Source organism: Staphylococcus sp. HMSC14D10 (genome assembly GCF_001808125.1).
Classification (GTDB): Bacteria; Bacillota; Bacilli; order Staphylococcales; family Staphylococcaceae; genus Staphylococcus; species Staphylococcus haemolyticus.
Window position 1 is genome coordinate 27,174 of record NZ_KV792226.1, and the last position, 12,816, is coordinate 39,989.

General features: G+C 31.1%; 11 protein-coding genes and 1 pseudogene. 11 read left to right on the forward strand and 1 reads right to left on the reverse strand.

All coding sequences use genetic code 11. The features are described from left to right. Window positions 1–251: 251 nt before the first annotated feature. The 3 genes from HMPREF3134_RS00585 to HMPREF3134_RS00595 all read left to right on the forward strand — a co-directional run bounded on the left by HMPREF3134_RS00585 (window position 252) and on the right by HMPREF3134_RS00595 (window position 2,776). Window positions 252–1,043: a phosphotransferase family protein gene (locus HMPREF3134_RS00585; protein ID WP_037536899.1), complete on the forward strand. Its 792-nt coding sequence runs from the start codon at window positions 252–254 to the stop codon at window positions 1,041–1,043. Window positions 1,044–1,057: 14 nt separating this feature from the next. After that, window positions 1,058–1,708: a tRNA (guanosine(46)-N7)-methyltransferase TrmB gene (gene trmB, locus HMPREF3134_RS00590; protein WP_070440092.1), complete on the forward strand. Its 651-nt coding sequence runs from the start codon at window positions 1,058–1,060 to the stop codon at window positions 1,706–1,708. A gap of 246 nt (window positions 1,709–1,954) precedes the next feature. Further along, complete coding sequence (locus HMPREF3134_RS00595; RefSeq protein WP_070440094.1) at window positions 1,955–2,776, forward strand: YtnP family quorum-quenching lactonase; 822 nt, start codon at window positions 1,955–1,957, stop codon at window positions 2,774–2,776. A gap of 120 nt (window positions 2,777–2,896) precedes the next feature. Here the strand turns inward: HMPREF3134_RS00595 and HMPREF3134_RS00600 are convergent, their stop codons facing one another. Next, window positions 2,897–3,214: a hypothetical protein gene (locus HMPREF3134_RS00600; protein WP_053025155.1), complete on the reverse strand. Its 318-nt coding sequence runs from the start codon at window positions 3,212–3,214 to the stop codon at window positions 2,897–2,899. Window positions 3,215–3,300: 86 nt separating this feature from the next. Between HMPREF3134_RS00600 and HMPREF3134_RS00605 the strand changes: the two genes are divergently transcribed. The 8 genes and pseudogenes from HMPREF3134_RS00605 to HMPREF3134_RS00640 form a co-directional block, all read left to right on the forward strand. Further along, entirely contained in the window at window positions 3,301–4,380 is a 1,080-nt protein-coding gene (locus HMPREF3134_RS00605) for a M42 family metallopeptidase (protein ID WP_070440096.1), read from the forward strand. 5 nt (window positions 4,381–4,385) lie between these two features. Continuing rightward, the gene (locus HMPREF3134_RS00610) at window positions 4,386–4,697 is read left to right on the forward strand and encodes a thioredoxin family protein (protein ID WP_070440099.1); all 312 of its coding nucleotides are present in this window, start codon (window positions 4,386–4,388) and stop codon (window positions 4,695–4,697) included. Between the two features lie 111 nt (window positions 4,698–4,808). Continuing rightward, window positions 4,809–5,666, forward strand: coding sequence for a DUF1444 domain-containing protein (locus HMPREF3134_RS00615; RefSeq protein WP_070440100.1), 858 nt, complete (start codon window positions 4,809–4,811; stop codon window positions 5,664–5,666). A gap of 21 nt (window positions 5,667–5,687) precedes the next feature. After that, the gene (ytpR, locus tag HMPREF3134_RS00620; protein ID WP_053025151.1) at window positions 5,688–6,284 is read left to right on the forward strand and encodes a YtpR family tRNA-binding protein; all 597 of its coding nucleotides are present in this window, start codon (window positions 5,688–5,690) and stop codon (window positions 6,282–6,284) included. Between the two features lie 20 nt (window positions 6,285–6,304). Beyond that, window positions 6,305–10,198: a DNA translocase FtsK gene (locus tag HMPREF3134_RS00625; RefSeq protein ID WP_070440102.1), complete on the forward strand. Its 3,894-nt coding sequence runs from the start codon at window positions 6,305–6,307 to the stop codon at window positions 10,196–10,198. A 20-nt stretch (window positions 10,199–10,218) separates the two neighbouring features. Next, a complete protein-coding gene (gene murC / locus HMPREF3134_RS00630; protein WP_070440104.1) occupies window positions 10,219–11,532 on the forward strand; it encodes a UDP-N-acetylmuramate--L-alanine ligase in 1,314 nt (437 codons plus the stop codon). 81 nt (window positions 11,533–11,613) lie between these two features. After that, window positions 11,614–12,120 (forward strand): DUF948 domain-containing protein, encoded by a 507-nt coding sequence (locus HMPREF3134_RS00635; protein WP_053025148.1) that lies wholly within the window; start codon window positions 11,614–11,616, stop codon window positions 12,118–12,120. Window positions 12,121–12,191: 71 nt separating this feature from the next. Beyond that, window positions 12,192–12,816, forward strand: a pseudogene (locus HMPREF3134_RS00640) (YtxH domain-containing protein); the annotation flags it as partial.

The following is a 12,816-nucleotide window of genomic DNA, read 5'->3' on the forward strand; positions in this document are numbered from 1 at the left end:
TCTCATTTTCAGTTGAAAAAGAAGGCTAAAAATTATAAAATCAACATTGAGTGATAAAAGAGACGTATTTATTTAAATAAGTGTTAGGGGACAATAACATATTATTTAAAATTATGACTTATATGTAAAAACATAACTATTTTGAAATATATAATCTTTTTTCCAACAAATGATTATAATAAATTAGAATATATGGCTCTTGAAAACTATATTTCTCGAGCCATTTTCTAATTGAAAGTGAGGTGAACGAGTTGGAGCAGTTTTATCAATTAGGGTGGACACTTGATTCTGCAGGTGGCGCTTCAGGTGAAGCATACATGGCTGAACAAGATGGACAAAAGCTATTTTTAAAGCGTAATTCTAATCCATTTATAGCAGCGCTCTCAGCTGAGGGGATTGTACCTAAATTGGTTTGGACTAAACGTATTGAAACAGGTGAAGTAGTTACAGCGCAACATTGGAAAAATGGCAGAGAACTAGAACCTGATGAAATGTATCAATCACGAGTTGCTGCATTATTAAAAAAGATTCATGGTTCAAAACCTTTACTCAATATGCTTAAACGAATGGAAATGGAACCAATCACACCTAATATTATGTTAAAAAAGATTAATGCTTCATTATCAAGAGAAGTATTAACACATCATATTATTCGTAAATCATTAACATATTTAGAAGAACACATACCTAACCTAGATTCTCGCTTTTTTACTGTTGTACACGGAGATGTGAATCATAATAATTGGTTATTATCTGATCGGGATGAGTTGTTCTTAGTAGATTGGGAAGGTGCAATGATTGCTGATCCTGCAATTGATATTGGAATGCTGCTTTATAACTACGTTCCCGAAAAAAACTGGTCAGACTGGTTTAAAACATACGGTGTAGAAGAGAGCATTGAATTAAACAAGCGTATGAAATGGTATACGGTAATTCAATCAATTGGAATGGTTCAGTGGTATGAAGAACAGAAAAGATTTAAAGATATGAATAATTGGTTGAAATTCTTAAATGAGGTTATGAATAGTAATTTATTTATCTAAGGGAGATTTCGTGTATGAGAGTTCGCTATAAACCATGGGCGGAAGATTATTTGAAAGAACATCCTAATTTAGTTGATATGGATGGGGTGCATGCTGGAAAAATGTCAGAGTGGTTTGATAAAGAGCAACCGATTTATATAGAAATTGGATCTGGTATGGGGCGATTTATAACAACACTAGCTTCTAAATTCCCAGAAATAAACTTTGTTTCTATGGAACGTGAAAAAAGTGTAATGTATAAAGTGTTGGATAAAGTGAAGGAACTAAACCTGACAAATTTAAAAATGATATGTAATGACGCTATAGAGTTAAATGAGTATTTTAATGATGGTGAAGTCTCTCGAATCTATTTAAATTTCTCAGATCCTTGGCCAAAAAAAAGGCATGCTAAACGTCGATTGACATATCATACTTTTTTAGCTTTATATCAACAAATTTTAAAAGAAGATGGAGAAATTCATTTTAAAACAGATAATAGAGGTTTATTCGCTTTCAGTTTAGAAAGTATGTCGCAATATGGGATGTACTTTACGAAGTTAAATCTAAATCTACATGACGAAGATGATGAAGATAATATTTTGACAGAATATGAAAAGAAATTTTCTGAAAAAGGTTCTAGAATTTATCGTATGGAAGCGAAATTTCATAAATCTATTAAACATTAGTTAGTAAAATTTCAATAATAAGTACTATTGAAATAATGTATTACAAATATTAAATTAGTGATAGAATAATGAAATTAACAACAATAAAATTTACTCAATTCTAATCACCCTACAGGAGTGGTACAATGATTCATTATGAATGATGTACCACTCCTGTTTATTTATTTTTAAAGTGGATATTGTATTGTAACTTAGATTGATATCTGAACACTTAATAGATAAAAAGACAAATGGAAGGTGTTTAATATGAAATTAGGCACATTTAACATCAATTATTTAAATGGTGGTATGACGCAAATGGATGGTGGGGCCATATTTGGAGTAGTTCCTAAACCATTATGGACTAAACGATATGCTGTTAATGAGAAAAACCAAGTTCCAAATTTAACTTACCCAATTTTAATTCAAACAGGGGATAAAAATATTTTGATTGATGCTGGAATTGGTAATCATAAATTAACTGATAAACAACTTAAAAATTATGGTGTCATGTATGAAAGTCAAATACATGATGAACTAGAAAAATTAAATTTAAATGTTGAAGATATAGATATGGTACTTATGTCCCATATGCATTTTGATCATGCCACAGGTCTAACAGATGTTGACGGTAACTCAATTTTTTCGAAAGCTACTCATTTTGTGCAACAAGACGAGTGGCATGAATTTATAAGCCCTAACATACGTAGTAAGGCAACTTATTGGGAAATCAATAGAGGTACTTATGAAAATAAATTAATACTTTTTGATAAAAAGGTTGAAGTTTATCCAGGCATTCATATGAAGCACGTGGGTGGTCATAGTTATGGACAATCAATTATTACGATTGAAAGTGAAGGAGAGAGAGCTGTTCATATGTCTGATATTATGCCTACGAATGCACATATTAATCCATTATGGGTTATGGCATATGACGATTATCCAATGCAATCCATTCGAGAAAAAGAAAGATTAATTCCCTATTACATTTATCAAGATTATTGGTTCTTGTATTATCATGATAATGTATTCTTCGCGGCTCAGTATGAACTTGATGGCAAAACAATCAAGCAGTCAATTAAGCGTTAATGATTGACTAGTGAAATGTTGGATTTAGGCTTGCTTTAATAATTGAAATTACATGTAAAGTAAAAAATGGTAAGAGGAGTGGGCATACTTTAATTCCAACACCTCTTACCATTTACTTTATTATAATTCTATAATATTAATGATTTCTCCCGATTTAGCATCCGCATAAAATATATATTCAACTTGCTGATTATTCTTACTTTGAGTTATGCCACCTTGAAAGATTAATCTGTTTGGATATAAATTGTCATCTACATACGGCTCATGAAGAATAAATGAACCTTTAATATTCATAAAGTAAGATTTGGCTTCTTTCAGAACATTACTAGGATTTTGGATTTTATTATTTTCTCTAAGAAAATAGATAAATATAATAGTAGCAACACTTGTAAGTAAAGCAACTGAAATTGAGATGTATTTGTAAGTTTGACGTGTCATAATCTTTACCTCTCTATTAATAGTTCTTATCATTAGTGTACCATATTCAAAATGATATAATACATTTAAGGAGTGTGTTAGTTAAGATGGACAAGAAAAAAACATTAGAGCGAATTAAAGCTTTAAGTGAATTACATGGTGCGCCAGGTTTTGAAGAAGACGTACGAAATTATATGAAAAAAGAAATGGCACCATATGTTGATGAATTTATTGTAAATCATATGGGTGGTTTCTATGGAGTCAAAAAATCTAAAAAAGCTAATGCCAAGAGGGTAATGATAGCTGCACATATGGATGAGATTGGATTTATGATTACAAATATAACAACAAATGGTATGTTACAGTTTACCAATCTTGGAGGAGTAGCAAATGATATATGGCAGGGTCAACGCCTTCAAGTTAAAAACAGAAAAGGAGACATTATTGTAGGGATTGTTTCTAATATACCTAAACACTTTAGAACTGGAAATGAAGCGGTACCTGAAATCAAAGATTTATTGTTAGATATAGGTGCAAGTTCTGATAAAGAAGTAAGGGAATTAGGTATTCAAATAGGAGATACAATAGTTCCAAATACTGAATTGACGCAGTTATCTGAATATCGATATAGTGCAAAAGCATGGGATAATCGATATGGTTGTGTCATTGCAATTGAAATACTAGAATTGTTGAGTGATGTAGAATTGGATGTCGATTTATATGTTGGTGCTAACGTTCAAGAAGAAGTAGGATTACGTGGTGCTAAGCCAGCTGCTGAATTAATTCAGCCTGACGTTGCTTTGGTTGTAGATTGTTCACCTGCGAATGATATTAAAGGTGTAAATCAATTATCAGGTGAATTAGGAGGTGGAACATTAATCCGTATTAAAGACGGCACTATGATTCTACAACCAGAATTTAGAGATTATCTAATTAAGTTAGCTGAAGACAATCATATAAAATATCAATACTACATATCTCCGGGCGGTACAGATGGTGGAGAAATACACAAAGCTAATATTGGTATTCCAACTGCAGTAATTGGTGTTTGTGCTAGATATATTCATAGTACGAATGCAGTTTTTGATATTAGAGATTACTATTCTGCAAGACAGCTACTTGAACAAGTTATATTAAATTTAAATATAGAACAAATTAACAAATTACAATTCCAAGATAAGGAGTAGATTAAATGATAAAATTAGAATCTGAATCTCAATTTAATTCACTTAAGAAAGAAAACACAGTATTTGAATTTACAGCAGGTTGGTGTCCTGACTGTCGTATTATTGAACCTGATTTACCTCGATTAGAAGAGAAGTATAAACATTTTAATTTTGTTTCAGTTGATAGAGATGAATTTATAGATTTAGCTATTGAAAATGATATTATGGGTATCCCAAGCTTTTTAGTGTATAAAAATGATGAATTAGTAGGTAGTTATATTGGAAAAGAACGAAAATCTATTGAACAAATTGATGAATTCTTGAGTAAATATGTTTAATTAAAAAGTAATTTAAAAAATAGAAGAATTTAAACTCTAACTTATTTTTTCTGTAATTGACTACAAATTTATTGTAAAATAGCATAAGGTGTGAATATAGGAGTGTTAAACATGAATGTTTTTCAAATAAGAGATAAATTAAAACAACGTTTAGCGCATCTAAATGTTGATTTTAAATTTGATCGCGAAGAGGAAACATTACGTATATATAGACAAGACAATTATAAAGGTGTAACAATCAAGTTAAACGCTATTGTCGCTAAATATGAAGTCCAAAAAGAAAAAATAATAGATGAAATTGTTTATTATGTCGAAGAAGCAATCGCTCAAATGGATGATGAAAGCATTGAAAAAATGACTAACATCCAGATTATGCCTGTCATACGTGCTACAAGCTTTGATAAAAAAACAAAAGAAGGTCATCGTTTTATCATTGAAAAGCATACAGCTGAAACCAATATTTATTACGCACTTGATTTAGGTAAATCTTACCGACTAATTGATGAAAGTATGTTGGAGTCACTTGGTTTAACTGAACAACAAGTTAAAGAAATGTCATTATTCAACATACGTAAACTCAAAAATGAATATAAAACAGATGAAGTTAAAGGAAACATTTTCTATTTTGTAAATTCAAATGATGGGTACGATGCTAGTCGTATCTTGAATACGAAATTTTTAGATGATATCTATCAACAGTGTCAAGGTGAAATGTTAATAGCTGTTCCACATCAAGATGTCTTAATTATTGCTGATATACGTAATAAAACTGGTTATGATGTGATGGCTCATTTGACAATGGAATTCTTCACTAAGGGATTAGTTCCAATCACATCATTATCATTTGGTTATGAAAAAGGACATTTTGAACCTATATTCATTTTGGGTAAAAATAATAAACAAAAGCGAGATCCAAATGTTATTCAACGATTAGAAGCAAATCGTAAAAGATTTAACAATAAAAAATAATTGATATAGAGGAGATTTCAAATGAATTTATTTTACAATAAAGATGGAGTAGGGGATGTAGCTTTTCTACAAATAGAACCTACTGATGGACCGTTTGAATTTAAAAAACAAGGCGATATTGTTGAAATTAGTAAAGAAGGAACAATAGTCGGTTTCAATATATTTGAATTTTCAAGATATAACAAAATAAGTGGAAACGGACATATTAAACTAACTTCTGAACTAGTGGATGCGCTTCAGAAAGCCATAAATAAATCAGGATTAGACTATCAATTAAATGCAGATCTATCTCCTAAGTTTGTAGTTGGATATGTTGAAACTAAAGAAAAACACCCAGATGCTGATAAATTAAGTGTTTTAAAAGTAAATGTTGGTAATGAGCATTTACAAATCGTATGTGGTGCACCAAATGTTGAGGCAGGCCAAAAGGTGGTTGTCGCAAAAGTAGGAGCAGTAATGCCAAGTGGTATGGTTATTAAAGATGCTGAATTACGTGGTGTAGCTTCTAGTGGAATGATTTGTTCTATGAAAGAATTAAATTTACCAAATGCACCTCAAGAAAAAGGTATAATGGTATTAAGTAATGACTATGAAATTGGTCAAGCATTTTTCGATTAATATAGGAAGGAAGTGAATTTATGAGTTGGTTTGATGATTTATTTAGTAATAAAGAGAATTCTGATGAAGAATTGCTCAGACGCAAAAGTAAACGTCGCAATGGCGATCTAACTCAAAATAAAGATGATTCATTACTTCCTGAAAACAACGATATATATGATCGTCCAAGAGGTAAGTTTCGTTTCCCTATCGATGTGGGTCAAGACGAGAATTATGAAGAAGCAATTTATCGTGACAGTAATGATGATATAGATAGTTATAGACCACATTCTACTAATGTCCATAGTTCATATGATTCATTTGATTACGATGGTCATACAAATCAATCTAATAATTATGCTAAGTATGATAGTTCAGAAGATTCAAGAAGACGACGTAGAAGAAATCATATAAATCAAGATGATACTGGTATACCTTCTATTAAATCAAGAAGGCCTAAGTCATTAAATAAATATACTGATACACGTGATACACAACGCTTTAACAAACATCAAAACAATTACTCTAGTACCAATGTTTCAAATTATTCAAAACCTAATTCTAATCACCAATCTAGAGTTAAGTTACAATCAGAAAGATTTAAATCAAACTATCATTTAAGTTCTGAACCTACATATCACCGTTCAAGTTTTAAAACATCGAAAGTACCATCTGCTATTTTTGGAACTAAAAAGCGTAGACCCATCGAAAACGGTGTAATACCACCTGCTAAAGATGATGAAGATTCAAAAGAGTCTACAACAAAATATAGTTCAAGCACAGTTGAACATGTTTCTCATGAAAGTAATCATGGTATAGCTGACAATTCAAATAAGGAAGATACTAAACGTTCCTCACAAATAGATTCATCAATTAACAATGAAAATGAATCAACAATAGAATCAAGTTCTAATACCTCTAATTATAATGAGCGTACTCCAAATTATTCAAAACGTGATAACACGGTGAATATTGAAAATATTTATGCATCTCAGATTGTAGAGGAAATTAGAAAAGAAAGAGAGCGTAAAGTTCAACAAAAGCGTAAATTTAAAGAAGCCTTACAAAATAAACGACAACAAACTGATGAAGAAGATAGTATACAAAGAGCAATCGATGAAATGTATGCTAAGCAAGCAGAACAATATACTGGTGAAAGTTCACTTAATCAAGGTGACAATGTAAGCAATAAATCGAATGAAGATGAAATCGATGAAAGCAAGCATAGTTATTATAGTAATAACAAATCATTAGCAGATGAGCACAATGGGCTAGTTCAAAATCAAACTGATGAACAAACTAATAGTGGTAATGTTGATAATCAAAAAGAAGTTTCAAATGAATCTCATGAACCCTACAATTATGAAGAAATTGATTTAAATCAAGTTTCTAGCGTCCAACAAGTTAGTCAGGATGATGTACAAGTTAAAGATGTATTAGAAGAACAATCATTAAAAATTAACAATAATAAAGTGGAAAGTTATTCAAATGAAAAATTTGATGAATACTTAGAGGACACCAATAGTCATGAAGAAATGCTTCATGATGATGATTTACATGATCAAGTCATGGATGATGGAGAAAATGAAGGTATTAGTAATAAATCAACTGCTGAAAACAATGGTGAAAAAATAGACGATGCCAATTATAGAGAGATTAATGAATCAGAATCACTTATGCAAGATAAAACGAATGGTTTATCATTTAATGATGAAGTGAATAACTCTGAAGATCAACAAAATCCATCTGAAAATAATATCAATAATGCTGTTCGAAATGCTGTTTCTTCAGATATAGAATACGCAACTAATGAAGATGAAGAAAATGATGAAAGATTGGCACAAGATACGAATAAAGAAAATCAAAAGTTATCACAAACAGAAGATATACAAAATGAGTCTTTTAATAACGAAGATGTATTATTAACGTCTAATACAACAGATGATTCAGAATATCTTGAAAAAGATAGTTTAAGTGAAGATAAAAAACCTGAACCATCATCTAATAAAACTAATAAAATACCTCAAAAAATGTCAATCAAGCCTGGTAGTAAACCATTTAATGTTGTAATGACACCTTCTGATAAGAAGCGTATAATGGATGCTAAAAAAAATTCAGTTTCAAGAAACAAAGTTAATGTGCCTGAATTAAAACCTGAAACAAAAAAAGAAGCACAAGATGAGAAAATGAATGCAGAATTCGACAATCATTTAAATGAGTCACAATTAAATTCTGACGAATCATCTGATTTTAATTTGGCATCTCTTGAATACAATGAAAGTTCCAAACATTCAGTTGAAAAAGACAATTTTATTAATGACGAAAACACAAGAGAAAATGAACATCAAGATGTTGATAATAGTCAAAATAATGATATACCTAAAGGAAATCAATTTGGAAAAGTTCAAAATTCAAATAATCAAAATGATAATAAACAAGATATTAATGAGTTTGTTTCTAAAGAGGATTATTCCGATGATACTTCAAAAAAGAATTATAAAGATGGAAATGACGCTAATAATAAGGCTCCTATAAGAAGAGGACCTAATATTAAGTTGCCAAGCTTTGATCTATTAGAAGATCATGAAGAACATGAAATAGATGAATCATGGATTGAAGAGAAAAAACAAGAATTAAATGACGCTTTTTATTATTTTAATGTACCTGCTGAAGTTCAAAATGTTACAGAAGGACCAAGTGTAACTCGTTTTGAATTGGCGGTAGAAAAGGGTGTCAAAGTTTCAAGAATTACAGCTTTACAAGATGATATTAAAATGGCTCTAGCTGCTAAAGATATTCGAATTGAAGCACCAATTCCTGGAACAAGTTTAGTTGGTATTGAAGTACCGAATTTAAATCCTACGAAAGTCAATTTAAAATCTATTTTAGAGAGTCCAAAATTTAAAAATGCCGAGTCTAAATTAACAGTAGCAATGGGTAATCGAGTCAATAATGAACCATTATTGATGGACATAGCTAAAACACCTCACGCATTAATTGCAGGGGCGACTGGTTCAGGTAAATCTGTGTGTATCAATAGTATTTTAATGTCATTACTTTATAAAAATCATCCTGAAGAATTAAGATTATTACTTATTGACCCTAAGATGGTAGAACTTGCACCATATAACGATTTACCACATCTAGTTTCACCAGTTATTACTGATGTAAAGGCAGCTACACAAAGTTTAAAATGGGCAGTAGATGAAATGGAAAAACGTTACAAATTATTTGCCCAATTCCACGTAAGAAATATTACTGCTTTCAATAAAAAAGCACCATATGAGCAAAGAATGCCAAAAATTGTTATTGTTATTGATGAGTTAGCTGATTTAATGATGATGGCACCTCAAGAAGTAGAACAATCAATTGCTCGAATAGCTCAAAAGGCTCGTGCATGCGGTATACACATGTTAGTTGCAACACAACGACCTTCTGTGAATGTCATCACTGGTTTAATAAAAGCTAACATACCTACACGTATTGCATTTATGGTATCTTCAAGCGTTGACTCAAGAACGATATTAGATAGTGGCGGTGCAGAACGCTTGTTAGGATATGGGGATATGCTTTATTTAGGTAGCGGAATGAATAAACCAATTCGTGTCCAAGGTACTTTTGTTTCGGATGATGAGATTGATGATGTAGTTGATTTCATTAAAGATCAAAGAGAACCTGACTATTTATTCGAAGAGAAGGAATTACTTAAAAAGAATCAAACACAAGCTCAAGATGAATTATTTGATGATGTGTGTGAATTTATGGTTAAAGAAGGACATATATCTACTTCATTAATTCAAAGACATTTCCAAATTGGTTATAACCGTGCAGCTCGAATTGTAGACCAACTTGAACAATTAGATTATATTTCAGGTGCAAATGGTTCTAAACCTAGAGATGTATTTATTACTGAAGCAGACTTAAAGAAAGATTAATTTAAAGGAGTTTTATGTATATGACGCATTATCATTTTGTTGGTATTAAAGGCGCTGGAATGAGTTCGTTAGCACAGATCATGCATGATCTTGGTCATGAGGTGCAAGGGTCTGATATTGAAAAATATGTATTTACAGAAGTAGCATTGAAAAATAAAGGAATTAAAATACTACCATTCAATGCAGATAATATTGAAAAAGGGATGGTAGTAATACAAGGTAATGCGTTTCCAGATACTCATGAAGAAATTGTTAAAGCGCATGATTTAAAATTAGATGTTATTCGCTATCATGACTTCTTAGGTCACGTAATTGATCAATATACATCTGTTGCAGTTACTGGTGCTCACGGAAAAACATCAACAACTGGTTTATTATCACATGTTATGAATGGTGATAAAAAAACATCATTCTTGATTGGTGATGGAACTGGTATGGGATTACCTGCGAGCGATTATTTTGCATTTGAAGCATGTGAATATCGTCGACATTTCCTAAGTTATCATCCAGATTATGCAATTATGACAAATATTGACTTTGATCATCCTGATTACTTCAAAGATATTGATGATGTAGCAAGTGCTTTCCAAAGCATGGCGCACAATGTCAAAAAAGCAATTATTGCTTGGGGTGACGATGATCATCTAAGACAACTTAAAGCCGATGTTCCAATTTATTACTATGGATTAAATAAAAATGATGATATTTACGCAGATAACATTCAAATCACGGATAAAGGCACTCAATTTGATGTTTATGTTAATGGTGAATATTATGATCAATTTTTATCACCTCAGTACGGTGATCATAATATCCAAAATGCATTAGCTGTTATCGCAATTAGTTACCTAGAAAAGATGGACGTTAACAACATTAAAGAGGCATTAGAAACATTTGGTGGTGTAAAACGTCGTTTTAATGAAACAAATGTTTCTAATCAAGTATTAGTAGACGATTATGCTCACCATCCAAGAGAAATTAGTGCTACAATTGAAACAGCACGTAAAAAATATCCAAATAAAGATATTGTGGCAGTTTTCCAACCACATACTTTCTCAAGAACACAAGCCTTCTTAGATGAATTTGCAACATCATTAAGTAAAGCGGACCATGTTTATTTATGTGAAATATTTGGTTCCATTCGTGAAAATACTGGCGATTTAACGATTCAAGATTTGATAAATCGTATTGACGGATCTGCGCTTATCGAAGAAAATAATATTGACGTATTAGATCAATTTGATAATGCAGTCATCTTATTCATGGGTGCAGGTGACATTCAAAAGTTACAACGTGCATATGAAGAACATGTCGGCATGACAAATGAATTTTAATATGTTTATATATAATTATGTTGGGTATTTATAATTAATAGCTTTTATTTAAAAGTAAATGGTAATTAGGAGGCGTTTTTAATGGATTGGATTTTACCAATTGCTGGAATTATCGCTGCGATTGCATTCTTAGTATTATGTATTGGAATCGTTGTTGTTTTAATTTCAGTTAAAAAGAATTTAGATCACGTTGCTAAAACACTTGATGGTGTTGAAGGCCAAGTTCAAGGTATTACTCGTGAAACAACTGATTTACTTCACAAAGCTAATCGCTTAACTGAAGATATTCAAGGAAAAGTTGAACGTTTAAACTCTGTTGTCGATGGTGTTAAAGGCATCGGTGATTCAGTTCAAAACTTAAATGGTTCAGTTGATCGTGTAACTAACTCAATTACACATAATATTTCTCAAAATGAAGATAAAATTTCTCAAGTAGTTCAATGGTCAAATGTTGCAATGGAAATTGCTGACAAATGGCAAAATAGACACTACCGTAGAGGAAGTGCAAACTACAGAAACACATCTGTAGGTAATGATGTAAATCATTCTAACGAAAATTACACTACTAACGTTGAGAAAAACTTTTAATATGATTCAATCAAATGCACTTAAATGAGGTTTTTACTTATTTAAGTGCTTTTCTTATAGGAGGAGTTAATATGAGCAAGAAATATAATCGTGACGCATTTGAAGTTACAAATTCTGGTAATGATTTACACGGAAAAGGTGCTAATCAACAAGATAGTGCTACACAGTCAAATGCGACAAAACATTACAACAGAGATGAATTTGAAAAAAATAATTTTGGTCATGATTTACATGATAATGGACCAAACCAAAAAAATGGTAAATCTAGACAAGGTTCAAATACAGAACATTATAATAGAGACGAGTTTGTGACTAACAACACTGGTAAAGATTTACACGGACAAGGTGAAAATCAAAATTCTAATAATTATGATGTATCAAATTCTCAATATAGTCACAACAAGTTCAGTTCTCATCCTTCACGTAAGGACTTTGTAATTAGTTTTATTACAGGTGCTTTAATCGGTTCAGCTGTTGGGTTATTTTATAAAAATAAAGCTGAAGAAAAAATTGATAGTGCGAAGACTAAAGAAAAAGAATTGAGAAATCGTTACCAAAATATTAAGCAACAAACTGAAAGTAATATCGAAAATGTTAAACAAAAAATTGATGACTTTAAAAACAGAGACAATTCAGAAGTTAGCAATGATGAACTTGTAGCTCAACAAAATGCAATCAAAGCTGAAACGTCGAATA